28 protein-coding genes are annotated in these 25,615 nt (G+C 64.8%); 22 read left to right on the plus strand and 6 right to left on the minus strand.

The window, feature by feature from the left end:
- Positions 1–21: 21 nt before the first annotated feature.
- The 7 genes from CFE42_RS00840 (at position 22) to CFE42_RS00870 (ending at position 6,848) form a co-directional block, all read left to right on the plus strand.
- Positions 22–456, plus strand: a complete 435-nt coding sequence (locus CFE42_RS00840; protein WP_004626933.1) for a PaaI family thioesterase — start codon at positions 22–24, stop codon at positions 454–456.
- 81 nt (positions 457–537) lie between these two features.
- Complete coding sequence (locus CFE42_RS00845) at positions 538–1,941, plus strand: serine hydrolase (RefSeq protein ID WP_004626932.1); 1,404 nt, start codon at positions 538–540, stop codon at positions 1,939–1,941.
- Positions 1,942–1,985: 44 nt separating this feature from the next.
- Positions 1,986–2,996: an NADP-dependent oxidoreductase gene (locus tag CFE42_RS00850; protein WP_004626930.1), complete on the plus strand. Its 1,011-nt coding sequence runs from the start codon at positions 1,986–1,988 to the stop codon at positions 2,994–2,996.
- Positions 2,997–3,093: 97 nt separating this feature from the next.
- Positions 3,094–3,942: a class II aldolase/adducin family protein gene (locus CFE42_RS00855; protein ID WP_004626927.1), complete on the plus strand. Its 849-nt coding sequence runs from the start codon at positions 3,094–3,096 to the stop codon at positions 3,940–3,942.
- A gap of 27 nt (positions 3,943–3,969) precedes the next feature.
- Complete coding sequence (locus tag CFE42_RS00860) at positions 3,970–4,926, plus strand: glutathione S-transferase family protein (protein ID WP_004626925.1); 957 nt, start codon at positions 3,970–3,972, stop codon at positions 4,924–4,926.
- 56 nt (positions 4,927–4,982) lie between these two features.
- Positions 4,983–5,885: an SDR family oxidoreductase gene (locus CFE42_RS00865; RefSeq protein WP_004626923.1), complete on the plus strand. Its 903-nt coding sequence runs from the start codon at positions 4,983–4,985 to the stop codon at positions 5,883–5,885.
- Between the two features lie 36 nt (positions 5,886–5,921).
- Positions 5,922–6,848, plus strand: coding sequence for an alpha/beta hydrolase (locus CFE42_RS00870; RefSeq protein ID WP_004626922.1), 927 nt, complete (start codon positions 5,922–5,924; stop codon positions 6,846–6,848).
- 9 nt (positions 6,849–6,857) lie between these two features.
- On the opposite strand, the gene CFE42_RS00875 is transcribed toward CFE42_RS00870, so the two are convergent.
- Positions 6,858–8,006, minus strand: a complete 1,149-nt coding sequence (locus CFE42_RS00875) for an iron-containing alcohol dehydrogenase (protein ID WP_004626919.1) — start codon at positions 8,004–8,006, stop codon at positions 6,858–6,860.
- 109 nt (positions 8,007–8,115) lie between these two features.
- On the opposite strand from CFE42_RS00875, the gene CFE42_RS00880 reads away from it, so the two are divergent.
- Genes CFE42_RS00880 through CFE42_RS00890 form a run of 3 tightly spaced genes read left to right on the plus strand, consistent with a single transcriptional unit; the run spans position 8,116 to position 10,022 of the window.
- Positions 8,116–9,096, plus strand: a complete 981-nt coding sequence (locus CFE42_RS00880; RefSeq protein ID WP_004626918.1) for an alpha/beta hydrolase — start codon at positions 8,116–8,118, stop codon at positions 9,094–9,096.
- Positions 9,097–9,110: 14 nt separating this feature from the next.
- On the plus strand, positions 9,111–9,560 hold the full coding sequence (locus CFE42_RS00885) for a thioesterase family protein (protein ID WP_004626915.1): 450 nt from the start codon (positions 9,111–9,113) through the stop codon (positions 9,558–9,560).
- Positions 9,561–9,569: 9 nt separating this feature from the next.
- On the plus strand, positions 9,570–10,022 hold the full coding sequence (locus CFE42_RS00890; RefSeq protein ID WP_004626914.1) for a GNAT family N-acetyltransferase: 453 nt from the start codon (positions 9,570–9,572) through the stop codon (positions 10,020–10,022).
- Here CFE42_RS00890 and CFE42_RS00895 read toward each other — a convergent pair.
- A complete protein-coding gene (locus tag CFE42_RS00895; RefSeq protein WP_004626912.1) occupies positions 10,012–10,917 on the minus strand; it encodes a LysR family transcriptional regulator in 906 nt (301 codons plus the stop codon). The genes CFE42_RS00890 and CFE42_RS00895 overlap by 11 nt on opposite strands.
- A 98-nt stretch (positions 10,918–11,015) precedes the next feature.
- On the opposite strand from CFE42_RS00895, the gene CFE42_RS00900 reads away from it, so the two are divergent.
- Positions 11,016–11,918, plus strand: coding sequence for a sterol desaturase family protein (locus tag CFE42_RS00900; protein ID WP_004626910.1), 903 nt, complete (start codon positions 11,016–11,018; stop codon positions 11,916–11,918).
- Between the two features lie 11 nt (positions 11,919–11,929).
- On the opposite strand, the gene CFE42_RS00905 is transcribed toward CFE42_RS00900, so the two are convergent.
- The 3 genes from CFE42_RS00905 to CFE42_RS00915 form a co-directional block, all read right to left on the minus strand.
- Positions 11,930–12,745, minus strand: a complete 816-nt coding sequence (locus tag CFE42_RS00905; RefSeq protein ID WP_004626909.1) for an NRDE family protein — start codon at positions 12,743–12,745, stop codon at positions 11,930–11,932.
- A 128-nt stretch (positions 12,746–12,873) separates the two neighbouring features.
- Positions 12,874–13,164, minus strand: coding sequence for a DUF4936 family protein (locus tag CFE42_RS00910; protein WP_004626906.1), 291 nt, complete (start codon positions 13,162–13,164; stop codon positions 12,874–12,876).
- 13 nt (positions 13,165–13,177) lie between these two features.
- Positions 13,178–14,218, minus strand: a complete 1,041-nt coding sequence (locus CFE42_RS00915) for a folate-binding protein YgfZ (RefSeq protein WP_004626904.1) — start codon at positions 14,216–14,218, stop codon at positions 13,178–13,180.
- A gap of 132 nt (positions 14,219–14,350) precedes the next feature.
- On the opposite strand from CFE42_RS00915, the gene mltG reads away from it, so the two are divergent.
- The 6 genes from mltG to CFE42_RS00945 all read left to right on the plus strand — a co-directional run bounded on the left by mltG (position 14,351) and on the right by CFE42_RS00945 (position 19,211).
- A complete protein-coding gene (gene mltG, locus CFE42_RS00920) occupies positions 14,351–15,349 on the plus strand; it encodes an endolytic transglycosylase MltG (protein WP_004626901.1) in 999 nt (332 codons plus the stop codon).
- Positions 15,346–15,963, plus strand: coding sequence for a dTMP kinase (gene tmk / locus CFE42_RS00925; RefSeq protein ID WP_004626900.1), 618 nt, complete (start codon positions 15,346–15,348; stop codon positions 15,961–15,963). The genes mltG and tmk overlap by 4 nt, the downstream gene beginning before the upstream one ends.
- Positions 15,964–16,044: 81 nt before the next feature.
- Complete coding sequence (locus CFE42_RS00930; protein ID WP_004626897.1) at positions 16,045–17,055, plus strand: DNA polymerase III subunit delta'; 1,011 nt, start codon at positions 16,045–16,047, stop codon at positions 17,053–17,055.
- Positions 17,056–17,097: 42 nt separating this feature from the next.
- Positions 17,098–17,517, plus strand: coding sequence for a PilZ domain-containing protein (locus tag CFE42_RS00935; RefSeq protein ID WP_004626896.1), 420 nt, complete (start codon positions 17,098–17,100; stop codon positions 17,515–17,517).
- Positions 17,518–17,569: 52 nt separating this feature from the next.
- A complete protein-coding gene (locus CFE42_RS00940; RefSeq protein ID WP_004626893.1) occupies positions 17,570–18,373 on the plus strand; it encodes a TatD family hydrolase in 804 nt (267 codons plus the stop codon).
- Positions 18,357–19,211 (plus strand): ankyrin repeat domain-containing protein, encoded by an 855-nt coding sequence (locus CFE42_RS00945; protein ID WP_004626892.1) that lies wholly within the window; start codon positions 18,357–18,359, stop codon positions 19,209–19,211. The genes CFE42_RS00940 and CFE42_RS00945 overlap by 17 nt, the downstream gene beginning before the upstream one ends.
- 52 nt (positions 19,212–19,263) lie before the next feature.
- Here CFE42_RS00945 and egtB read toward each other — a convergent pair whose 3' ends face one another.
- Positions 19,264–20,568 carry an ergothioneine biosynthesis protein EgtB gene (egtB, locus tag CFE42_RS00950; protein ID WP_004626890.1) on the minus strand — a complete coding sequence of 435 codons (1,305 nt, stop codon included), beginning with the start codon at positions 20,566–20,568 and terminating at the stop codon, positions 19,264–19,266.
- 240 nt (positions 20,569–20,808) lie between these two features.
- Here egtB and CFE42_RS00955 point away from each other — a divergent pair, with 240 nt between their 5' ends.
- Genes CFE42_RS00955 through CFE42_RS00975 form a run of 5 tightly spaced genes read left to right on the plus strand, consistent with a single transcriptional unit; the run spans position 20,809 to position 25,613 of the window.
- Positions 20,809–21,879 (plus strand): LacI family DNA-binding transcriptional regulator, encoded by a 1,071-nt coding sequence (locus tag CFE42_RS00955; RefSeq protein WP_004626889.1) that lies wholly within the window; start codon positions 20,809–20,811, stop codon positions 21,877–21,879.
- The gene (locus CFE42_RS00960) at positions 21,876–22,907 is read left to right on the plus strand and encodes an ABC transporter substrate-binding protein (protein WP_004626886.1); all 1,032 of its coding nucleotides are present in this window, start codon (positions 21,876–21,878) and stop codon (positions 22,905–22,907) included. Before CFE42_RS00955 ends, CFE42_RS00960 begins: the two co-directional genes overlap by 4 nt.
- Positions 22,908–22,909: 2 nt before the next feature.
- Entirely contained in the window at positions 22,910–23,761 is an 852-nt protein-coding gene (locus CFE42_RS00965) for an ABC transporter permease (protein WP_004626885.1), read from the plus strand.
- A complete protein-coding gene (locus CFE42_RS00970) occupies positions 23,758–24,555 on the plus strand; it encodes an ABC transporter permease (protein WP_004626882.1) in 798 nt (265 codons plus the stop codon). The genes CFE42_RS00965 and CFE42_RS00970 overlap by 4 nt, the downstream gene beginning before the upstream one ends.
- Positions 24,552–25,613: an ABC transporter ATP-binding protein gene (locus tag CFE42_RS00975; RefSeq protein WP_004626879.1), complete on the plus strand. Its 1,062-nt coding sequence runs from the start codon at positions 24,552–24,554 to the stop codon at positions 25,611–25,613. Before CFE42_RS00970 ends, CFE42_RS00975 begins: the two co-directional genes overlap by 4 nt.
- The last annotated feature ends 2 nt before the right edge of the window (positions 25,614–25,615 follow it).

Genomic DNA, 25,615 nt, shown 5'->3' on the forward strand with positions numbered 1-25,615 from the left:
TCTTACTCTTTCTGACGCAGCATGAACGCAGACAACAACGGTTTTCCGATCGACATCCCTTTCCTCAAGCTTCTCGGCATGCGCTGCCTGAAGGTGGCCGATGGCGAGGGCGTGGTCGAACTTGCACTCGAAGCCGAGCACATGAACAGTTGGGAAATGGCCCACGGCGGCGTGACCATGACGATGCTCGACGTCGCCATGGCCATGGCCGGCCGATCGGCCGACGTGCATGGCCGCGGCGTGGTGACGATCGAGATGAAGACGGCGTTCATGCAGCCCGGGCGCGGCACGCTCAAGGCGAGCGCCCGTTGCGTGCATGAGTCCACCACCATGGCGTTCTGCGAAGGCGAGGTGCGTGACGCAGATGACAAGCTGGTCGCACGCGGTTCGGGCACCTTCAAGTTCGTCAAGCGCATGCCACCGCCGCGCACGCCCGAACCCGGTGCGGACGGCTGATCAGACAACACCTCAGTTGGAGTACCCAGTTGCACATCGGATAGCGTCCGACACACAAGAAGAGCAACCACGGAGACACCCATGCAACAACCCGCGCGGCGGACGGCGTCTGCCCTTGCCATCACTCTGCTTTGCTGCACCGGACTGACCATGACCTTGGAAGGATGCGCCTCCAGTTCCGCACCGGCTGCCGCACCGGCCGGCGACACGCAAACCACCGTGCAGGCGCCGACCGCACCGACGCCGCCGATGCAGAAACCGCTCACGGCCGACGAGTCCGATCCGAGCAGGATGGGCTGGATGCAGGGCTTTCCGCCGCCGCCCGATCGCATCATCCGCTTTGACTTGGCGGGCAACATGTTCCCGCGCACGCGCTACGGTTATAGCCACATGCGCGAGTTTGTGCCGACGCGTGTGGTGTGGCGCGGCGACGGTCCGGTCAGCAAGCTGCCGCGCGCCGAGCGCGATATCAGCGGCGTGTTGTTTACCGATCCGAACGGCACGCGCCGCACGTTTGCCGAGGCGCTCAAGCTGACCTACACCGACGGCATCCTCGTCATGCACAAGGGAAAGGTTGTCTACGAGCGTTACTTCGGCGCGCTCGATGCGCATACGCAGCACATCGCCATGTCGGTCACGAAATCGTTTGTCGGCACGCTAGCCGCCATGCTGGTGGCCGACGGCAAGCTCGATCCGGCCGCGCCGGTGACGCAGTACGTGCCGGAGCTGAAGGACACGGCCTATGGCGACGCCACTGTGCGCCAGGTCATGGACATGACGGTGGGCGTGCGTTATTCCGAAAACTACGCCGATCCGAACGCCGATGTCTGGGCCTACGCCCGCGCCGGCGGCATGCTGCCGCGGCCGGCGGGCTACAAGGGCCCTGACAATTTCTACGATTACCTGACGACGCTGCGCAAGGAAGGCGAGCACGACGCGGAGTTCGCGTACAAGACCGTCAACGCCGAAACGCTGGCGTGGATCGTGCGCCGTGCGTCGAACAAATCGCTGGCGGCGCTGCTGTCCGAGCGCATCTGGCAACCGATGGGGGCACAGGATGACGCGTACTTCTCGATCGACAGCATCGGTACCGAATCGGGCGGAGGTGGCCTGAACACCACGCTGCGCGATCTGGCGCGCTTTGGCGAGATGATCCGCAACGACGGCCGCTTCAACGGCAAGCAGATCCTGCCCAAAAGTGTGATCGACGACATTCGCCGGGGCGGCGACCCGGCCAAGTTTGCCAAGGCAGGCTACACGACGCTGCCCGGCTATTCGTATCGCAACATGTGGTGGGTTTCGAGCAACGAGCACCACACGTTCGAAGCGCGCGGCATCCATGGCCAGCGCATCTATATTGATCCGGTGGCCCAGATGACGATCGTGCGCTATGCCTCGCACCCGATCGCTGCCAATGCTGCCAATGATCCGGTCACGCACCGCGCCTATGCGGCGCTGGCCGAGTACTTCATGCAACACAAGTAACAACCCGAACCAACACCGATATCCGATATTCAGGAGCGTTTTTCATGTCGAAGACCTATCAGCGCATCGTTCTGGCTTCGCGCCCGCAAGGGGCCGTGACGCCCGACAATTTCCGCCTGGAGACGGTGGACATCCCCGAGCTGCAGGACGGCCAGGTGCTGGTGCGCAACCATTTCCTGTCGCTCGATCCGTACATGCGCGGCCGCATGAACGACAGCAAGTCGTATGCGCAACCGCAGCCGCTGGATGAAGTGATGATCGGCGGCACGGTGGGCGTGGTGGAAGCGTCCAAGAACCCGTCGTTTGCCGTGGGCGATGCCGTGGTCGGCATGTTCGGCTGGCAGGAAGTGGGCGTGTCGGACGGCCGCGGCATCCAGAAGGTCGATACGCGCCACATTCCGCTGTCGGCGTATCTCGGTTCGGTGGGCATGCCGGGCGTGACGGCGTGGTATGGCCTGAACAAGATCATGCTGCCGAAGCCCGGCCAGACCGTGGCCGTGAGCGCCGCTTCGGGCGCGGTGGGGAGCGTGGTCGGCCAGCTTGCCAAGCTCAAGGGCTGCCGCGTGGTGGGCTTTGCCGGTGGCAAGGACAAGTGCGATTACGTGGTCAACGAACTGGGCTTTGACGCCTGCATCGACTACAAGGCCGCCAGTGACGCGAAAGAGCTGTACAAGATGCTCAAGGAAGCGACGCCCGACGGTATCGATTCGTACTTTGAGAACGTCGGTGGCGCGATCCTGGATGCGGTGCTCTCCCGCATGAACGCGTTCGGCCGCATCGCCATGTGCGGCATGATCGCCGGCTACGACGGTCAGCCGCTGCCGCTGCAGAACCCGCAGTTGATCCTGGTGTCGCGCCTGACCATCGAGGGCTTCATCGTCTCCGAACACATGGACGTGTGGCCGGAAGCACTGCGCGAGCTGGGCGGCTTCGTGGCGCAGGGCAAGCTGAAATTCCGCGAGAGCGTGGCACAGGGCTTGGCGAGCGCACCGGAAGCATTCATGGGCCTGCTCAAGGGCAAGAACTTCGGCAAGCAACTCGTCAAGCTGGTTTGAGCTGCGCCGCACGCGGACTGTCAATCGCTTGACAGTCCGCTGGGCGAGGGCCGCCACAGAATGGCCCCACCCACAACGAACGCGTGAAGGAGACACCATGAACGCACCTGCAACCACGCAAGCCAAGCGGCCCGACAGCATGGCCGCCAGTCTCAGCCCCGAGGCTGCCGCGCGCTATCGCAACCTGCCGCGCCCGCCGCAATTTGCCACCGTTGAAGAAGAGCGCCTGCATCGCAAACAGCGCCTGGCTGCGGCGTTTCGCTTGTTCTCCAAATTCGGTTTCGACGAAGGTGTGGCCGGACACATCACGGCGCGCGATCCGGAACACCAGGACAGCTTCTGGGTGAACCCGTTCGGTGTGCATTTCAGCCAGGTGACGGTATCGAACCTGATCCGCTGCGATCACCACGGCAACGTGGTGGAAGGGGATTACCCGGTCAACGCCGCAGCGTTTGCGATTCACTCGCGCGTGCACCAGGCGCGCCCCGACGCGGTGGCCGCTGCGCACTCGCACAGCACGTACGGACGGGCGTGGTCGACGCTCGGCCGCAAACTCGACCCGCTTACGCAAGACGTGTGCGCCTTTTATGGCGACCACGCTGTGTATGACGATTTCGGCGGCGTAGTGGTCGAGCTGGACGAAGGCCAGCGCATTGCAGAAGCGCTGGGCGACAACAAGGCCGCCATCCTGCAGAACCATGGCCTGCTGACGGTCGGCAAGACGGTCGACGAAGCAGCGTGGTGGTTCATCACGATGGAGCGCTCGTGCCAGGTGCAGTTGCTGGCCGAAGCCGCTGCCGCACGCACGGGCGAAGCACCGCGCACGATTTCCGATGCCGCTGCCCGTCAGGCGTATTCCATCGTCGGATCGGCGCAGGCGGGGTGGTTCCAGTTCCAGCCGCTGTATGCGCGCATCGTCAAAGAACAACCCGATCTGCTCGACTGATCGGCAACGCACATTTCTGGAGCCCGCATGACGGACCTGATCCTGCATCACTACGCCACCTCGCCGTTTTCTGAGAAGGTGCGTTTGATCCTCGGCTACAAAGACCAGCCGTGGAAGTCCGTCACGGTGCCGCCGATCTTGCCCAAGCCCGATGTGATGCCGCTGACCGGCGGCTACCGGCGCACACCGTTCCTGCAGATCGGCGCGGACATCTATTGCGATACCGCGCTGATCGCGCAGACGCTGGAGTCCATCCATCCCGCGCCGACGCTGTATCCCGCAAAGCATGCCGCTGCGGTGTTTTCAATGGCGCAGTGGGCCGATACGGCGCTGTTCTGGGCTACAGCGACATTCGTGACGCAACCGGCGGGCTTCCAGAGCCTGTTTGGCGACGCGCCAGAAGCATACGTCAAAGCCTTCGTGGAAGACCGCAAGGCGATGCGTGCGGGTGGCACCGGTTTGCGCACGCCGCTGCCGGAAGCCACCGCCACGCTGAATGTTTTCCTGGCGCAGCTGCAACGTCAACTCGCCACGGGCGAACGCATCTTCCTGTTTGGCGAGCAGCCAACCGTGGCCGATTTTTCCGTCTACCACTGCCTGTGGTTCATCCGCCGTGCGACGGCGGTGGCCGGTATTCTCGATGCGCACCCGGAAGTCGTGGCATGGATGCATCGCGTTGCGGCGTTCGGGCACTCGCAAGCGCAACCGATGACCCCGGCCGAGGCGCTGGACGTTGCCAGGGCCGCAGCACCGCGTGCGCTGACGGAAACGAACGCTACCTTCGACGATAGCTACGGCGTGCCCAAAGGCACGCGCGTGACGGTGGCGGCGGTCGACTACGGCGTCGATCCTGTCGAAGGGGACCTCGTCGTCTCCACGCGCGACAGCGTTGGCGTGCTGCGCGAAGACCCGCGCGTCGGCCAGGTGGTGGTGCATTTTCCGCGCGTGGGTTATGCCGTGCGCAAGGTCGAGGCGGCAGGCTGACACGGCTTTGCCATCTCGATCGCCTTTCCTACTACAACGACATCAGTGAGACACGTATGAAGCAATTCGCAGGCGGTGTGGCCGTCATCACGGGCGGTGCGTCGGGTTTTGGCAAGGAGTTCGCCAAGATTGGTGCCGGGTTGGGCATGAAGCTGGTGCTGGCCGATATCCAGCAGGATGCGCTGGATGCCGCCGTGGCCGAATTCTCGGCGCAGGGCGTGGAAGTGATCGGCCTGCGCGTCGACGTGTCGAAGGTGGAAGACGTGCAAGCGCTGGCCGATGCCGCCATCAAGGCGTTCGGCAAGGTCAACCTCCTGTTCAACAACGCCGGCGTGGGTGCGGGCGGGCTGATCTGGGAGAACACCGAGCGCGACTGGGATTGGGTGCTCGGCGTGAACCTGCACGGCGTCATCCACGGTGTACGCATCTTCACGCCGCTGATGCTCGAAGCCGCCAAGAAAGATCCGTCTTACGAGGGTCATATCGTCAATACGGCGTCGATGGCAGGGCTGCTGAATGCGCCGGCCATGGGCATCTACAACGTGTCCAAGCACGCGGTGGTGGCGCTGTCCGAATCGCTGTATCAGGACTTGAGCCTGGTCACCGAAAAGATCCATTGCTCGGTGCTGTGCCCGTACTTCGTGCCGACCGGCATCACGCAGTCTGACCGCAACCGCCCACAGGATCTGGCCAACACGGCGCCGCCCACCAAGTCGCAGCTCGTTTCGCGCGCCATGTCGGAAAAGGCGGTCAGCTCCGGCAAGGTCACCGCCGAGCAGGTCGGCCAGATGACCTTCGATGCGATCCGCAACGCGGGCTTCTACATCTACTCGCACCCACACGCGCTGGCGCCCGTGCAGCATCGTTTTGAAGACATCGTCTCGCAGCGCAATCCGTCCGATCCGTTTGAAGGCAAGCCAGACGTGCGTGCGCGTCTGGTCGATGCGCTGCGCGGGTAACCCCACCTCCACGACTGCCATAACGCCGAGATCGCCATGAACACTGCAACGGCTGCCGCCATCACGGAATCGCAATTCGCCGATCTGCCCAACGGCACGCGGCTCCATTACGCCAGCGCCGGCAAGCGCGGCGCACCGCTGATGCTGTTCGTACACGGCTTTCCGGAGTTCTGGTACGAGTGGGAAGCGCAGCTGGCTGCGTTTGGCGCCACGCACTTTGCCGTAGCGCCCGACATGCGTGGGTTCAACCTGTCGAGCAAGCCGGCTGCGGTGGATGCGTATCGACCGAAATTTCTCGTGCAGGATCTGGAGCAGTTCATCGCGGCGCTCGGCTATGAGCGAGCGATTGTGGTCGCGCATGACTGGGGCGGGGCGATCTGCTGGAACCTTGCCATTCAGCATCCGGAGTTGGTCGAGCGGTTGGTGATCGTCAATTCGCCGCACCCGTGGGTGTTTGCGAATGCGCTGCTGAGCGATCCCGCGCAGCAGGCTTCATCAGCGTATATGAATTGGCTACGCCAGCCGGGCTCGGAGGAGGCGCTGGCCGCCAACGACTTCGAAAAGCTCGAAGGTTTCTTCAGCGGCATGGGCCAGCCCGTGGCCGAATGGTTCACGCCCGAGGTGCGGGCGCGCTACCACGCGGCCTGGAGCCAGCCGGGCGAAGGCGGCTCGCATGGCCTGACAGGCGGCGTCAACTATTACCGCGCCTCGCCGCTGCACCCGCCCAGCGAGGGCACGGCGCCGCTGCGCATCGACCAGATGCCGCCCGAGGCGTTTATTGTGAAGGTGCCCACGCTCGTGATCTGGGGCGAGATGGACATGGCGCTGCCGAAAAGCCTGCTCAACGGGTTGGAACGCTTCATTCCTGACATGCGCCTGGAGCGCATTCCCGACGGCACGCACTGGGTCGTGCACGAACAACCGGAGCGTGTTACTGCGCTGATCCGGTCGTTCGTTTCCTGAACGCCCGGGTTACATCGATTCCGCCAGCATGCGGCGGTAGTCGTCCGCCGTGGCGATGCGCGGGTTGGTCTTGTGGCAGTGGTCGAGCAGGGCGCCTTCCACGACGTGTTCCAGCGCATCTTCGGGCACGCCCATCTGGCGCAGGCCGGTCGGCAGACCCAGGCGCGCCGTCAGGTCGTGCACGGCCTGGGCAAGGTCCGCGCCCGCCGGCAGGTTCATCACGCGGCGCATGCGAGCGTAGCGGTTGTCGCGCACCACCGTCTCGGCTGTCTCGTTGAAGCGCAGCACCGCCGGCAGCACCACCGCATTCAGCGTGCCGTGATGCAACCCAGTCTTGCCGTCGACCTTCACGCCGCCCAGCGGGTGCGACAACGAATGCACGCACCCCAAGCCCTTCTGAAACGCCATCGCACCCTGCATCGACGCGCTCATCATGTTCAGCCGCGCATCGCGGTCGGCGCCATCGCGCGTGGCACGTTCGATGTTGGCCCATGCGCGCTCGAGGCCATCCAGTGCGATGCCGTCCGCAGGCGGGTTGAACGCCGGTGCCAGGAAGGTCTCGATGCAATGCGCAATCGCGTCCATGCCGGTGGCGGCCGTCAGCGCGGGCGGCAGACCAAGCGTCAATTCTGCGTCGCAGATGGCCGACTTGGGCAGCAGATGCCATGAGTGGAAGCCGAGCTTGCGGCCGTCTGCCAGGATGATGATTGCGCCGCGCGCCACCTCGCTGCCGGTACCGGCCGTGGTAGGAATCGCAATCAACGGCGCTGCCGCTTCCGTGATCTTCGTGCTACCGCCCTCGATGGTCGCGTAGGTGGTGAGGGGCTCCGGATGCGTGGCCGCAATCGCAATCCCTTTGGCCAGGTCGATTGACGAACCGCCGCCAATGGCGATCAGCCCGTCGCAGCCGGCGTCCTTGTACTGCGCCGTGGCCTTCAGCACCATCGCCTCGGTTGGGTTGGAGGGCGTTTCGTCGAACACGGTGACGGGCAAGCCGCCCGTGGCGTCAATGGCGCGCTGTGCCAGCCCTGCGGCGGCTACGCCCTTGTCGGTCACGATCATCGGCCGGCGGATGCCGACGCGTGCGCATTCGCTTTTCAGTTCATTGATGGTGCCGAAGCCAAGGTGAACGTGCGTGAGGTAGAAGATGAGGGCCATGCTGTCTCCAGAGGGTGTTGGTCTGCATCGCCCGTCTTGTCGTGCGGGCGTGGTTCAATGGATACTCCGATGATAGCCAAATTAGAACGATCGTTCAGTTCCCGCCCTCATGCAGCACCCGTCTCTCGACCCGCACGTCGCCCAGTTACTCGATCTGGTTGCGCGTGCCAAGCGTCCGCCGCTGAATGCCCTTGACCCAGCCGACGCGAAGATCGCTTACGAAAAAAGCAGCCCCATTGTCGACATCCCGGCCATCCCGCTGGAAGCCGTGCACGACCTGGCGGTGCCGGCGCGCGACGGCCATGCCATTCCCATCCGCACGTACGCGGCGCGTGAGGCCAGCTGGGCCGATCCGCTGCCGTTGCTGGTGTATTTCCACGGCGGTGGTTTTACCGTGGGCAGCATCAAGACGCACGACCAGCTTTGCCGGTCGCTGGCGGCCAAATCGGGGGCGATGGTGTTGTCGGTGGACTACCGGCTTGGGCCCGACTGGAAATTTCCGACCGCAGCGAACGACGCATTCGACGTGCTGCAGTGGGTGTTCGATGAAGCCCCCACCATGGGCGCTGACCCAGCCCGCATCGCATTCGGCGGCGACAGCGCGGGCGGGACGCTGGCCGCGATCAGCGCCATCGAGGCACGCAACCGCGGCCTGGCACCTGTGCTGCAGCTGCTGATCTACCCCGGCACCACCGCGCGTGAATCCACGCCGTCGCACCGTGAGTTTGCCGAGGGCTACCTGCTGACGCAGGACATGATCCACTGGTTCTTCTCTCAATACCTGCGCAGCGATGCCGACCGCGACGACTGGCGTTTCGCCCCGCTCGATGCAGGCGGCCATGGCGCGGACGTGACCGGCGTCTGCCCTGCCTGGATTGCCGTGGCCGGCTTCGACCCGATCCGCGATGCGGGCATCGGCTACGCCAACAAGCTGCGCGCGGCAGAAGTGCCCGTCGAGCTGAAACTGTACGAAGGCATGATCCACGACTTCTTCAAGATCGGGCGCTTCGTGCCGGCTGTGGAAGACGCGCACCGTGATGCCGCCGACGCGCTACGCCGAGCCTTCGGCACCGAGACCGAATCCCTATAACGAGAGGAGACCGCATGGCGATCGAGGATTTCCGCCACAGCACGCCGCTGCGCGTACGCTGGGCCGAAGTGGATGCGCAGGGCATCGTCTTCAACGGCCACTACCTGCTGTACGCTGATGTGTGCATCACCGAATACTGGCGCAGCATCGGCGTGCGGTATCCGGTGGATGTGGTCGACACCTTTGGCGTGGATTTCTACGTGGTCAAATCCACGCTCGAATACCACGCCTCCGCGCGCTTTGACGACGAGCTGGACCTGCGCTGCCGGGTGGCGCGCCTCGACCGTTCCAGCATGCGCTTTATCATCGAGATGTATCGCGCAGACGAACACCTCGTCACCGGCGAAGTCATCTATGTGTGCGCCCGTCCAGCCACACCCATGGCCACGCAGACCTCCGCGCCGATTCCCGAGACGCTGCGCGAACGCATCTTCAATTTTGAAGTTCTGAAGCCTGAAGTGTGAGAACGAAGCATGACTGCCCCTGAATCTGTCCGCCCGCTTGCCGGTGTTGAAGTCGAGCGCTGGGATGCCGTGCGCGAAGAAGCGCGCGCCATCCGCTACGACGTGTTTGTCATCGAACAAGGCGTGCCCGTTGAACTGGAATGGGACGAGTGGGATGACGAGTGCTGGCATGCGCTGGCACACGATACGGCGGGTCGCCCCGTCGCCACTGGCCGCCTATTGCCCGACGGCCATATCGGCCGGATGGCGGTGCGCAAGGAGGCGAGAGGCACGGGCGTTGGCGCACGCGTGCTGGAAGCCTTGATCGACAAGGCGCAGTCGCTTGGCTATCCCGAGCTGATCCTGAACGCACAAACCCACGCCATGCCGTTCTACTCGCGCGCAGGCTTTACGGCCGAGGGCGAGGAGTTCGAGGAGGCCGGCATTCCGCACCGGACCATGCGCCGCGTGCTTACACGTTGATGTCCTGGGCGGCCCGCACAATGGCTGCGATGGCCGCCTGCGCCGCCGGCGACGCAGTTCTGCCGTGCAGCCGCACAATCCCAGTCTTGGACGGCGGCGAAAGCCACCCCGTCACCGCCAGCCGCACCAGCGTGCCGGTCTCCAGCTCCGCCTTTACCGCAGCGTCCGTGGCACCCAGGACGGTGTCTGTCGTGAGCGCGACCGTCTTCAGTACGCCGTAGTTGTCGCATTCCAGCGCGATGCTGGCTTCCTGTCCTGCCGGCACGCCAAGCAGCATCGCCAGTTCCACCTTTGACGGGCTCAGAAGCTTCGGTACGGCAATGCCGTATTCCCAAACTTCGCGCAGCGTGTGCGTGCGCCCTGCAAGCGGATGGCCGGCCCGCACGTACAGGTGCGGGGGCTGACCTCCAATCAATTGGATATCCAGCGCGGCGTCTTTCGGCATGTCGCGCACGTCGGCGGCGAAGAATTCGATGCTCTCGCTGCGCAGGCTCTCCAGCAGTTGCACCCAATTGCCGACTTCCATGCGCAGCGCCACCTGAGGATGTTGCTGCCGCAATTCCTGCAGCGCTTGCGGCATGAGCGTGGCCGTCAGCAGTGGCCCGACACCGAAGGCCGTGTCGCCAAGCTGGCTGTCGCGATACAGATCAACATCGCGTTGCAGGCAGCGCGCCTCGAACAGCAGGCGCCGCGCGCGTTCGATGACGAATTCGCCGGCGGGAGTGGGGCGCACGTCGCCGGTTTCGCGATCAAACAGGCGAATGCCGAGATCATCCTCGATCGCCTGGATGCTCCGGCTGAATGCGGGTTGGCTCAGATGCACCGCTTGCGCGGCACGTGCGAAGTGCAGCGCGTCGGCAAGGGCAACCACGTGGCTGAGGCGTCGCAAATCCATGATGTTGTGTACTTTGCATTGAATGAATGTTAATTATGCATTGGACGCATTGGTATCGCCCTCCTAGGCTTGTCTCCACAACAAGCGAGGAGACACCAATGAGTTCGCAGATGGAGCACGCGCTGATCGTCGCCTGCATCCTGGGATTTGCCGCCATGGAGTTCGTGACGCGGCGCTACCAAGCCAACGTGCGGGGCCGCGCAACTGCCAACGATGCCTGGCTGGAGGTGCTGATGTTCATCAGCCTCGTCGCCGTCACCCAACCGATCGCGCTGCTGGGCAGCAACGCATTGTGCAAATGGCTCATCCCGGCTCAGCACAACGCCTGGGCCGATCTGCCCTGGTGGGCGATGACCGGCCTGCTGCTCATCGGCGACGACCTCACGCAATACCTGTGGCACCGTGCTTCACACACGCCGCTGCTGTGGCCGTTGCACCGCGCGCACCACAGCGCTTCCTACATGAGCGTGCGTATTACGTACCGCAACAACTTCTTCTACTACCTGATGATGCCGGGCCTATGGATTGGCGGTGCGGCGGTGTACCTGGGCTTTGGGCCGGTCTATGCGGCGTACCTGGTCGTCAAGCTGACCGTCATTGTTGGCGCGCATTGCGCCTGGCCTTGGGACGCACCGCTGTACCGCATCCGCGCGCTGCGTCCGCTGATGTGGGTGATCGAGCGGACGATTTCCACGCCCGCCACGCACTGGGCGCATCACGCGCTCACCAACGCCGACGGCATCGGCCACTACAAGGGCAATTTCGGCAACCTGCTGTTTTTCTGGGATGTCCTATTCGGCACGGCGCATATCACGCGCAAATATCCCGCGCAGATCGGCTTGCAGGATGACGTGCTGTTCGGCGCAGAGCCTTGGACGGCGCAGATGTTCTATCCGCTGGTGCAGTCAAGGCGCGAACAGTCGGCGTTGCGCCCGGGCGGCGCGGCCATCACCGAAATGGAAGTGGACCAGGCCGCGAGCGCCAAGCAGGAAGCAGCCTGAGTGGGCAGCGCCTAGGTATCGGCGTGCGTGACGGTATCGAGCACGCCGAGATAGCGTGTTTCGCCAATCTGGCCCTGGGCGTCGAAGCGGCGCTCGGTCACGTCAAAGCACCCGTCGTGGCGGATGCGCAGGATGGTGCTGGCACGCGTGCCGTAGCGCGGCGAGCGGATGAAGGCGGCGGATAGCAGCTTCTCCCATTCAGGGGCCACGCCTGTGGCGGGCAAAGCGCCGGTCGGTGCTTCGCGCGCTTCCGACAGCAGATCGAGATAGCGCGCCACGTCCAGCGCGTTGCCGTGCCGGCCCGTATCTGCGGCCAGCGCTTCGGCAAAGGCAGCCATGCGATGCCGCACCTTGAACCACGGCGTATCGAGCAATGCGTTGGACAGCCCGTAAAGGCCGGGCGCGAGCTTGCGCGGCGCTTCGGCGCGGTTGCTCGTCCACCAGAGTTCGTCGCGCGTGGCGGTCAGCAGGTTGTAGCCGTTGTAGGCACGGTCGCGTGCGGCGAGGCTATCGAGATAGGCGGGCACCGACATGTCGTCCGCCATCAGGAAATTCGAGACGAGTTCCCCGCGCGAGCGTGCATCGGGCCGGCGCTCGGACGGCGCGCGGTAGTTTGTCAGCGCGGCAAAGCGGCCGTCACGCGTCATGCCCATCCACGTGCCTGCGTGACCGACCACCTGGGCCATGTCACGCCCGGCCAGCACATTGGGCGCGTCGCTCCACCACGCCAGCGGCGCGGCAGGGCGATCATAGAATTCGTCCCGGTTGGCGGCCACCACCAGCGCGTAGGCGGGGTGGGCGTGCCAGGCCGTGAGAATCAAACACATGGGCACTTCCTTTGAACGTGCCGCGCAACGAACGGCCAATGGTCAATGTGACGACCTGTGTCGCGCGGGCTTCGGCCAAGCATAGCAGCCTGCCGGATTTTTGCGATGTCGATTGCGGCAGGACGCCGTCAGCTGTTTTCCAGATCGACAAACAGCTCTGCATGGCGTTCACCCGCGACGAATTCACGCGGGCCGCCGGTTTCCCACAGGGCCGCCAGCGTGGCCGCAAACGCAGGCGGGACGTCGTCGTAGGACTCCATCCATGTGGCCTTGCCGTCGCGCGTTTCGGGCCGGCGCATCAACGCGCCGGCCACACCGGTCGCCTCTTCCACGGTATCGAGCCAACGCTGCCAGCGTGGCAGGGCATTGGCAGCGTCACGCTCGGCGACGCGGAAGTAGACGAACAGGTGGTCGGCCATGGTGGGGGCGGTATCAGGCGTTTTCTGAAGCGGGAATGACGTACGGCAGTTCTTGCAGCGTCAGCATCGGGCCGTCCGGCGTGGCCAGGTGGATGACGGTGTCGAGGGCGTCCAGCTTCAACTCGACGAGTAGATCGGTCCCGCCATCCGGCGCCATGGCTGCATTGACCACCATGCCGCACGGTTGGTTCGGATCGGCTGCGCTGTAGACCTCGGCGCCGGCCGACGTGGGGGCATTGACGTGCGCGCGCTGCATGCGCCGCTTGAGCGTGCCGCGATACTGGCTGCGTGCCACGATTTCCTGCCCCGGGTAACAACCCTTGCGGAAATCGACGCCGCCCAGCAGTTCCAGGTTCACCATCTGCGGGACGAACTGCTCCTGTGTGGGCAGGGTGATGTGCGGCACACCTGCCTGCAGGCTCAGCCAATCCCACACCTCGGTGCCGACCAGCGACAGCCGCGACGACAGCGTCTTCCAGGCGTCCTGGAAGTGCTCGGCATGCACCATCCATTGATAGCGCGGGCGGCCGCCGGCATCCGGCAGGCGGACGACGGCGCCGAATTGCTGGCCGACCGTGGCAGGCTGCTGCGCCACCGCGTTGACGGTATCGGGTTCAGGCAGCACGGCACCAGCCTCGCGCAGCGCTTCCGCCGCGTCAGGCCCGGCGACGCCGATGGCGATGAACTCGTCCATCGGGCGCAGCTTGGCCTTGGCGCGCAGCACGAACATCGACAGGCGCTTGGTCAACGCGGGCGCGATCAGCTTGTCTGTCTGCAGCACGATCGTATCGGCCTGGCGCCATACCAGCAGGGTGGCAAGCAGCCGTCCTTTGGGCGAGCAATAGCCCGCCAGTCGCGCCTGGTTCAGGCCCAGGCCGGTCACGGCGTTGGTGAGTTGGTTATGGAGGAACTCGGCGGCATCGGCGCCTTCGACAGCGATGCGCGCCAGATCGGTCGGCGCACACAGCACGCTGCCGCGCGTGGCGGCATCAAATTGCACGTCGAGCGGAGGAAAGCTCAGCGTATCGACAAAATCGTGGAAGACATCATTCATGGTGCGGGGCGGCCTGAGATTGACCCGGTATTATATTGGGCTGTCTGAAGGGCAGCTTGTGCCCTGTCTATCCATTTCAAGAGTGCGGAAATCGCCGGTGTCGGCCGGTTCCTCACACAGATTCGCAACAGAATGCTCTCTTTTCTCAAACGCTTGGTCCTGCTGGCCATCCTGATTGTGCTGGCGGCGGCAGGCGGCGTGGTGTGGTGGGCCCAGCAACCGGTGAGCCTGGCGGCGTCGCCGCTGGAGGTGGTGATCAAACCGAACTCGAGCGTGATCTCGGTCGGCAAGCAGCTTGCGAGCGCCGGTGTGGGCGTGCAACCGCAGTTGTTCTCGCTGGTGGCGCGCGCGACAGGCAACGCCAAGAGCCTGAAAGCCGGCGGCTATGCGCTGGAAACCGGCGCGACGCCCATGTCCATCTTGGACAAGATAGCGCGCGGCGACGTCACGCATTACGTGGTCACCGTCATCGAGGGCTGGTCGATGCGGCAGATGCGGGCGGTGGTGGACGCAGAGCCTGCGCTCAAGCACGACACGGCCGGCATGTCCGATGCAGACCTGATGCGCAAGATCGGCGCGCCCGAAGCCAACCCGGAAGGCCTCTTCTTTCCCGACACCTACCTCTTTGCACGGGGTAGCAGCGATGTGGAGCTGTACCGTCACGCGTACCAAGCCATGCAGAAGCGCCTGAACGATGCCTGGGCCAAGCGCTCACTGGATCTGCCGTACAAGACGCCGTACGAAGCGCTGACCATGGCCTCTATCATCGAAAAGGAGACCGGCCAGAAGCTGGAACGGCCGATGATTGCCGCCGTGTTCGTCAACCGCCTGCGCAAGAACATGCTGCTGCAGACCGACCCGACGGTCATCTACGGCATCGGTGCCGGCTTTGACGGCAATTTGCGCAAGCGCGACCTGCAGACCGACACGCCGTACAACACCTACACGCGCACCGGCCTGCCGCCCACGCCAATCGCGCTGCCGGGCATGGCGTCGCTGCAGGCGGCACTGAACCCGGCACCGTCCGACGCGCTGTATTTCGTGGCGCGCGGCGACGGCAGCAGCCAGTTTTCGACCAACCTGACGGACCACAACCGGGCCGTCAACAAATATCAGCGCGGCCAACCATGACCGGCAAGTTCATCACATTCGAAGGGATCGACGGCGCGGGCAAGAGCACGCACCTGGCGTGGTTTGCACAGCAACTGCAGGCGAAGCTCGCGCCCCTGGGCAAAAAGGTGGTCGTCACCCGCGAGCCGGGCGGCACGCCGCTGGGCGAGCGACTGCGCGAAGTGTTGCTGCACGAACGCATGCACCTGGAAACCGAAGCGCTGCTGATGTTCGCGAGCCGCCGCGAGCACATTGCCGAGGTGATTCAGCCCGCGCTGGACGCCGGCGATTGGGTCATCTCGGACCGCTTCACCGATGCCACGTTCGCCTATCAGGGCGGGGGCAGGGGCCTGGCAATCGACCGGCTGGAAGCGCTGGAGCACTGGGTACAGCAGGGCCTGCAGCCGACCAAGACCATCCTCTTCGATCTGGCGCCTGAAATTGCCGCCGCGCGCCTGGCCGATGCCCGCACGCCGGACAAGTTCGAGGCCGAATCAGCGCAGTTCTTCCTGCGCACGCGCGCCGAATACCTGCGCCGCGCGGCAGCCGAACCGGATCGATTTGTCGTGCTCAACGCCAACCGCGAGCGCAGTGATATCCAGAAAGACTTGGAGAATCTGCTTGCAACGCTCTGATTTTGCAGGCAATTTCGGATACGGAAATAATGGTTCCACGGCAAGTTTTCGCATCAATAATCTGACGCAACCCATTGATTCATGATGCTTTATCCTTGGCAATTCGCTGATTGGTCCCGCCTGCAAGCCATGCGGGCCAAGCTGCCGCACGCGATTCTGCTCAACGGCCAGGCCGGCACCGGCAAGCGCGATTTCGCCATGCACTTCGCGCAAAGCCTGCTGTGCGATACGCCGGCGGCCGACGGCCAGCCCTGCGGCACATGCGCGGCCTGCAACTGGTTTGCGCAGGGCAACCACCCGGACTTCCACCTCGTGCGCCCTGAAGCGATGGAAGACGCGCCCGAGACGGAGAAGGACGCCGACGGCAAAAAGAAGGCGCCCAGCAAGATCATCCGTATGGAACAGGTGCGCAACCTGATCGAGGCGGTGGGGGTGGGCACGCACCGGGCCGGGTTGCGGGTGGTGGTGCTGTATCCGCTCGACGCGTTGCAGACCGAAGGCGCCAACGCGTTGCTCAAGACGCTGGAAGAGCCGCCGCAGCACACCGTCTTCCTGCTGGTGACGGATCGTATCGACCGTATCCTGCCGACCATTCTGTCGCGCTGCAGGCAGTTTCCGCTGCAGCCGCCGCAGCCCGAGGCCGCGCGCCAATGGCTGGAACAGCAAGGCGTGCCGCACGCGCAAAGCCTGCTGGCGGAGTTCGGCAATGCGCCGCTGGCCGCGCTGGCCGCCGCCGAGTCCGAAGACCGTCCGCTGCTGCAATTCCTGCTTGAACAGCTCGGCCAGGGCGCAAAGCTCGATGCACTGGCTACGGCCGACCATTTACAAAAATTGTCGGTCCCGGCCGTTCTCAGTACCATGCACCGATGGGTCTTTGACTTGATGGCGGCACGCTTGGCGGGGCGTCCGCGCTACTTTCCGGCGCAGCGCGATGTGCTGCAACGTTGCGCGAATACCATTCCGCTGGACCGCCTGGAACGTTTTGCGCGTGCCTTGCCCCAGCGGCGCCGCTCCGAGCAGCATCCGCTGGCCGCGCGGCTCGTCATCGAAAGCCTTTTGCTGGATTACCGGCAGCTCTTTCCGTCTGCCTGAACCCGAACCCGCACCTGAACGTTTGCACTCTGTGGACACCCTGTGAGCACTGCACCTCTTCGTACGCCCGGCACTCCCGTCACCCCTGGTACCCCCGCTGCACCCGGCACGGCTTCAGGCGCACCGACCCGTCCGGGCATCGTCTCGCTGGCCATCAAGGATGAAGCTGGCCTGCACGCCGCCTACATGCCGTTCCTGAAGAACGGCGGCATCTTCGTGCCGACACAGCGCCCTTACCGGATTGGCGAGGAGGTCTTCCTTGTGCTGTCGCTGCTGGACCGCCCGCAGAAGTATCAGGTGGCCGGCAAGGTAGCCTGGATCACGCCGGTGGGCACGCCGGCCAAGACGCCGGGCATTGGCGTGCACCTTGGCGAAGATGAGCAGTGCCGCGTGCTGCGCCGTGTGATCGAAGAGGTGCTGGGCAAACAGATCAATTCGCAGCGTCCCACCCAAACACTTTGATTTTTTCCTGATACGGCGCACGAAGTTTACGCCGTAACTTTCTGATTATTCGATGTTTGTCGATTCCCACTGTCATATCAATTTCCCCGACTTGCGCGCGCGCCTGCCTGAGCTGCTGACGCGCATGCGGGAGAACCGCGTCACGCACGCACTCTGCATTTCCGTCACGCTGGAGGATTTTCCGAGTGTGCTGGAGATTGCCGAGCAGGAGCCCAACGTGTACGCCACCGTGGGCGTGCATCCCGACGCTGAGGCCGACGTCGAAGAAGGCAGATCCATTGAAGAGCCCACGCTCGAGCGCCTGCTGACGCTGGCCGATCATCCGCGCGTGGTCGGCATCGGTGAAACCGGGCTCGACTACTACCGCCTGGGCGACCGTACCGTGGCCGACATGGAATGGCAGCGCGATCGCTTTCGTACGCATATTCGCGCGTCGAAGCAGACCGGCAAGCCGCTGGTGATCCACACGCGCTCGTCGGCCGACGACACGCTGGCGATCATGCGCGAGGAAGGCGCCGAGGCTGCGCGCGGCGTCATGCACTGCTTTACAGAGACCTGGGACGTGGCCAAGGCCGCGCTGGACCTGGGTTTCTATATCTCCTTCTCGGGCATCGTGACGTTCAAGAACGCGGTGGACCTGCAGGAAACCGCCAGGAAGGTGCCGCTGGACCGCATGCTGATCGAGACCGACTCGCCGTACCTGGCGCCGGTGCCGTTCCGAGGCAAGACGAACGAGCCGGCGTATGTGCGGCACGTGGGCGAATTCCTGGCTACGCTGCGCGGCGAACCACTCGAGCGGATTGCCAGCGCCACCACCGAGAACTTCTTCAATCTATTCAATGCGATACCGCGATAACTTGAAGCAAGCGATGAAAAAAATCGCACTGGCTGGTGCGCTGACCATGGCGTTGTCGGGTGCCGCATTCGCCACGCCGCAGGACGATCTGCGCAACGCCGTCGAATACAACCGCCCGGCGCTGGTGCAGAAGTATGTCGCGCAGGGCGTCGACCCCAACCTGAAGACCCGCGATGGCACGCCGCTGCTGGTGGATGCGCTCAAGGAGAAGAACATCGAGGTGGCCGAGGCGCTCATCCGCGCCAAGAACATCGATTTCGAGCGCACCAATGCCGCAGGTGAAAACGCGCTGATGATGGCCGCGTACCAGGGCCTGCTGCCCATGGTGAAGCTGATGGTGGAAACGTACGACGTGGAGGTCAACAAGACCGGCTGGACCGCGCTGCATTACGCCGCCACCAACGGGTATGACGACATCGTCAAATACCTGCTCGACCACGCGGCCTATATCGATGCCGAAAGCCCCAACGCGACCACGCCGCTGATGATGGCCGTCATGGGCGGGCACATCACCACCGTCAAGCTCCTGCTGGACGAGGGCGCCGACATGAACCTGCGCAATCAGCAGAAGATGGACGTGATCGACTTCGCCAAGCGGTATCACCAGGATGAGATTGCTGCGGGGCTGGAATCGCGCCGGCGCAAGCTGGCGGAGCAATCCGGCAAGCCTGCTTCGGCGCCGGTCCCTGCAGCCGCAGTCTCGCCGCCTCTCAAGGCTGCAGCGCCGGATGTGCCGACGCCGATGGCGCCCGCTAAACGCGACGCCGGAGCGCCTAGCCCGGCCGGCCGGGATACGATCGGCACGCCCACCAACATGCTGTTTGACAGCAACCGCTAGACGCGGCCCGAACGGCCCGGCACGTCAGCGCCGGTGCCGGGCGTGATGCGCTTCACGCCCGCCGCGCCAGCCGCACTCCGGTGAACTGCCACCGTTGGTGCGGATAGAAGAAGTTGCGATACGTCGCCCGCAGATGCCCCTCGGGCGACACGCACGATCCACCGCGCAGCACCATCTGGCTGCACATGAACTTGCCGTTGTATTCGCCCACGGCGCCCTCGGCCGGCTCGAAGCCCGGATACGGGCCATAAGGGCTGGCGGTCCATTCCCACACATCACCGAACAATTGACGCAGGCTGCCGGCCTGGGCGATGCCGTGGTCGGGAAGCGGGCGTAGCGCGCCGCGGCCGGCGAAGTTGCCTTGCACGGGCAGGCCTTCGGCGGCGTGCTCCCATTCGGCTTCCGTCGGCAGGCGTGCGCCGGCCCAGCGGGCGTAGGCATCGGCCTCGTAAAAGCTGACGTGCGTGACCGGCGCGTCCAGATCTACCGGCTGCAGGCCGTGCAGCGACATCTGCTGCCAGCCTTCAGCCTCATCCATGCCGGCGCGCCAGTAGAGCGGGGCGTCAATGCCTTCCCGCTGCACCCACGCCCAGCCGTCGGCCAGCCACAACGTTGGCTGGCAATAGCCGCCGTCCTGCATGAAGGCGAGCCACTCGCGGTTGGTGACAGGGTGCGTGGCCAGCGCATACGCCTCCAGCCACACGGTGTGACGCGGGCCTTCGCAGTCGAACATGAAATCAGTATCGGTTCCCGTATCGGTTCTGCCGATCTGCACGGCACCGCCCTGGAAGCTGACCCAACCCTGTTGCACCGGGGCCGCGTGCACGCGTGCTACGGGCGCTTGGGCATAGGCCGGGCACAGCGGGTTCTGCGCAAACAGGTGGAGAAGATCGGTCAGCAGCAACTCCTGGTGCTGCTGTTCGTGGTGCAGGCCGAGGGTCACCAGACGGGCAAGATCGTCCGATACGCCGCCGGCCAGCAAGCGCTGCATGGCCGCATCGACATGGGCGCGGTAGGCGCGCACCTCGTCGAGCGTGGGGCGCGTGAGCATGCCCCGGCGCGGGCGCGGGTGCCGCGCACCGACCGTTTCGTAGTACGAATTGAACAGGTACCGGTAGCGCGCATCGGGTGAGCGATAGTCCGGCGCGTTGGGGCCAAGGATGAACTCCTCGAAGAACCACGTCGTATGGGCCAGGTGCCATTTGGCGGGGCTGGCGTCGTCCATGGACTGGACGGTGGCATCGGCGTCGGACAACTGCGCCGTCAAGGCCAGGGATTGCGCTCGCACCATGCCGTAGTGCTGCATCAGCGCGGGCAGGGCGGTGGTCGGCACATCAAATACAGGCGATACGCGCATGGGGTCTCCAGAGCAGGCAGCGAGGACAGCACAGCAGCAAGTGGGCCATGCCGCTGCGCGCGCATTGGCGCCCCCAGCTTGCCCATGTTCGTAAGAAGCATATGCGAGCTTTGTAACTTTGCCATGCGCAACGCTGGCGATGCTGCGTTGCGATGATGGCTGCACCGCAGCATCGATTGTCATGAAACAGTCACTGCGCGCACCTAGGATGTAAACGTTTACACCTTCCAGGGGCGCGTAGTGGGCAGCAGCATCAAGGACGTGGCGACGCACGCCGGCATTTCGATTGCCACCGTGTCGCGGGCGGTCAATACGCCGGAGCGGGTGAGTGCCTCGACGCTGGCCCGAGTGCAGGCGGCCATGGATGCGCTGCACTATCGCCCGAACGCGCTGGGCCGCCAGTTGCGCGCCGAGCGCACGGGCTTGCTTGGCGTGGTGCTGCCGTCGCTCGCCAACCCCGTGTTTGCCGAGTGCATGCAGGGCATCGAGGAAGCCGCATCCATCACCGGCCAGCGTGTGATGCTCATGACGACCGCCTACGACCGCGAGCGCGAGGCCCGCGCCATCGAGACCATGCTCGAGCAACGTGTCGACGGTCTGATCCTGACCGTGGCCGATGCAGCCGCCAATCCGCATCTCGATCGACTGGACGCCGAGCATGTGCCTTATGTGCTGGTCTACAACGATACGGTCGGCCAGGCACGCATTCCGGCGCGCTGCTGCGTGACGGTCGACAACCGGGCCGCTGCGCGCGACGCCATCCGCGCGTTGCTGGCGCAAGGGCACCGACAGATCCGTATGCTTACCGGCACGCTGGCGGCCTCGGACCGTGCGGCCCTGCGCCACGACGGCTACCGCGAAGCGCTGGAGGCGGCCGGCATTGCGCCGCAGCCGCCCGTCGAAATTGACTTCAATGCCGATGCCATGCTGCCCGCCGAGTTGGCCCGGCTGCTCGCACCGCCGCGCCCGACCGCCATTTTCTGCAGCAACGACCGCCTCGCGCTGCTCACCATCCGCTCGCTGCGCGAGATGGGCCTGCGCGTGCCCGAAGACGTGAGCGTGGTCGGCTTTGATGGCCTGGCGATAGGGCAGTGGCTCTCGCCCACGCTGGCCACCGTGGCGCAGCCGCACCGCCGGATCGGCACCGATGCGGCCACGGCGCTGGCTCGCCGCATCGCCGGCGAGGTGGTCCCCTCGATTACCTTGCCGCACCGCCTGCTGGCGGGCGGCACGCTGGCCCGAGCGCCGGCTGAAACGTCTCTCTCCGTTGTTTCTTCCCTCACGTCTGATACGCAAGGAGCGTCTCGATGAAACGTCTCGTTCAATGGCTGCGCGCGTGCGGCCTCGTGGCTGCCGGCGCCATCGCCCTGGCTGCGCCGGTGCAGGCACAGCCCGCGGGCCAGCAGGTCGCCATCTGCTACAACTGCCCGCCCGAATGGGCCGACTGGGCCAGCCAGATCAAGGCCATCAAGGAAAAGACCGGCATTACCGTGCCGTTCGACAACAAGAACTCCGGCCAGGCCATCGCGCAGATGCTGGCGGAGAAATCGCACCCTGTGGCCGACGTGGCATACCTCGGCATCACGTCTGCGTATCAGGCCAAGGAAAAGGGCCTGGTCGCCAACTACAAGCCCAAGCATTGGGAAGACATTCCGGCCGGCATGAAAGACCCGGACGGCGCATTCTTCTCGATCCATTCCGGCACGCTGGGCTTCTTCGTCAACAAGGACGCACTGGAAGGCAAGCCGGTGCCGCGTTCCTGGAAAGATCTCCTCAAGCCCGAATACAAGGGCATGGTCGGCTACCTCGACCCGAGCAGCGCCTTCGTCGGCTATGTGGGCGCCGTGGCGGTCAACCAGGCGCTGGGCGGCTCGCTGGACAACTTCGGCCCGGCCATCGAGTGGTTCAAGCAGTTGAAGAAGAACGCGCCGATCGTGCCGAAGCAGACCGCCTACGCGCGCGTCGTGGCCGGTGAAATCCCGATCCTGCTCGACTACGACTTCAACGCTTACCGTGCCAAGTACAAGGATCACGCGAACGTGGAATTCGTGATCCCGCAGGAAGGCACGATTGCCGTGCCGTACGTGATGAGCCTGACAGCTGGCGCGCCGCATGCCGAGAACGCCAAGAAGGTGCTCGATTTTGTCCTGTCGGACGAAGGCCAGACGCTGTGGGCCAACGCCTACCTGCGCCCGGTGCGCGCCAGCGCCATGAGCAAGGAAGCCGCCTCGCGCTTCCTGCCGGCCAGCGAATACGCCCGTGCAAAGACGGTCGACTTCAACAAGATGGCAGCCGGCCAGCAGGCATTTGGCACGCGCTACCTGAACGAGGTCCGCTGAGCATGAGCACCGTCACCCGAACCACCTTGCCCGACGATGCGGTATTGCCAGCACGGTGGCGGGTGGCGTTGCTGGCACCGGCCGTTGCGCTGTTCTGCGCGTTCTGGCTGCTGCCGATGGCCGCGCTGCTGCGTGTCAGCGGCAGCGAGGGCGTGATTGCCACCTACACCGCAGCGCTGACCACGTCTCGCTACCTCAGCAGCCTGTTTTCGACGGTAATGCTGTCGGCGGCAGTCACGCTGGCGACGCTCGTCCTCTCGACCATCGCCGGGCTGTTTCTGGTGCGCCACAACGTACCGGGAAAGCAAATGATTACCGCCATGCTGACGTTTCCGCTGGCGTTTCCTGGTGTGGTGGTCGGCTTCATGGTGATCCTGCTGGCGGGGCGCCAGGGACTGCTGGGCGACGTCACGCACAAGCTCATCGGTGAGAAATGGGTGTTCGCCTATTCCATCGGCGGGTTGTTTCTCGGCTACCTGTATTTCTCGATCCCGCGCGTGGTGCTGACGGTGATGGCGGCGGCGGAAAAGCTCGATCGCTCACTGGAAGAAGCGGCGCGCTCGCTGGGCGCATCGTCGTGGCAGGTGACGCGCGATGTGCTGGTGCCGGGGCTGGCGCCTGCGCTGATCGCCTCCGGCGCGATCTGCTTTGCCACGTCGATGGGCGCATTCGGCACCGCCTTCACGCTCGCCACCGATATCGACGTCTTGCCGATGACGATCTATACCGAGTTCACGCTCAACGCGGGCATTGCGATGGCGGCAGCGCTGTCGGTGGTGCTGGGCGTGGTGACGTGGCTGGTGCTGGCGATTGCGCGCACCGCGAGTGGTAGCCCAAGTGGGGCCGCAGCATGAAACGCGTGCTTTCTCTTTCGCAGTGGCTCATCACGCTGCTGCTGTGCCTGTTCCTGATCGTGCCCGTCGTGCTGTCGATGGCCGTGGGCCTGACGCGCAACTACATCCGCGGCTTCAAGAGCGGTTGGACGCTGGATTGGGTCGCCCAAGTCTGGGAGATGTATCACGCGTCGATCTGGATGTCGCTGCTGGTGGCGCTGTGCACGCTGGTGATCGTGCTCGCGGCCGGCGTGCCGGCAGGCTATGTACTGGCGCGGCGCCAGAGCCGTGCGAGCCGCCTGATCGAAGAATTCCTGACGCTGCCCGTGGCGCTGCCCGGCTTGGCGACGGCGCTGGGCTTGATCGTGGCGTACGGCGGCTTTGGCGGCTTTCGCGAGAGCCTTTGGTTCATCGTCGTCGGCCATGTGGTGTTTACGCTGCCGTTCATGGTGCGCTCGGTTGCCGCCGTGGCGGCAGGCCAGAACCTGAAGACGCTGGAAGAGGGCGCTGCCAGCCTGGGCGCGTCGTTCTGGCAGCGCTTTCGCACCATCGTGCTGCCCAACGTGCAACCCGGCATCCTGGCCGGCGCGCTGACGGTGGTGACGCTCTCGGTGGGCGAGTTCAACCTCACCTGGATGCTGCACACGCCAGAAACCAAGACCCTGCCGGTCGGCCTGGCCGACACCTATGCGTCGATGCGGCTGGAAATTGCCAGCGCCTACACGCTGATCTTCTTCGTCATGATCGTGCCGCTGCTGGTGCTGATGCAGCGCTTTGGCGGCCTGCGGGTGAACAACGGAAAGGCTTCCCGATGAGTACCGAATCCCTACATCTCGCGCCCGTGCCCATCCGGCTGCGTGGCTGCGGAAAACACTTCGGCGGCCAGCGCGTGCTGGAGTCGATGGACCTCGACATCGCCGCCGGCGAGACCGTCGTGCTGCTCGGCCCCTCGGGCTGCGGCAAGACCACCACGCTGCGCGTCGTCGCCGGGCTGGAGGCGCCGGACGCCGGCGGCACCGTGCACTTCGGCGATGAAGACGTGACCGCGCGCCCGATCGAGCGCCGCCGCGTCGGCATGGTGTTCCAGAACTACGCGCTGTTCCCCAACCTGAGCGTGCGAGGCAATGTGGAATACGGCCTGCGCATCCAGCGCCGGCAGAACGGTTTGTCCGACACACAGATCAGCGCCCGGGCAAACATGCTGCTGGAGATGATGCAACTCACTCCGTACGCGGACCGCGGTGTCGATCAGCTCTCCGGCGGTCAGCGCCAACGCGTGGCACTGGCGCGCGCATTGGCGCCCGAGCCGCGCGTGCTGCTGCTCGACGAACCGCTAACGGCGCTCGACGCCAAGCTGCGCGAGTCCGTGCGTGCAGAGATGGACCGCCTACTGCGCAGTCTCGGCATCACGACCATCTACGTCACGCACGACCAGGAAGAGGCGATGGCGCTGGCCGATCGCATTGTCGTCATGGAAGCCGGCCGCATTGCGCAGATCGGCACGCCGCGCGAAATCTACTTCCAGCCGGCCAACCGGCACGTGGCGGATTTCATCGGCATCATGAACCGGCTCGACGGCACGCGGCAGGATGGCACGTTCGTCTGCGCGGGCGGCAGCGTGCGCGTGCCGGACGGCGACGGCAATGCGGTCTTCTTCCGTCCCGAAGATGCCGTGCTGGCCGACCCGTCCCAGGCGGCGCTGAAGGGCACGGTCGAGTCGGCGGTGTTTCTCGGCTTCCGCACCCGCGTGCGCGTGGCGGGCGTGTCAGCCACGCCGTTGTTCATCGATGTGCCCGGCCGCCAGCAGTTTGCGCTGGGCCATGCGGTCGGCTTCGATATCCCAGCAGACCGCCTCTTGTCCTTGCAAGCCTGATG

The organism is Ralstonia sp. PBBBR1, from assembly GCF_002256165.1.
In the GTDB taxonomy this organism is placed as follows: Bacteria; Pseudomonadota; Gammaproteobacteria; order Burkholderiales; family Burkholderiaceae; genus Ralstonia; species Ralstonia thomasii.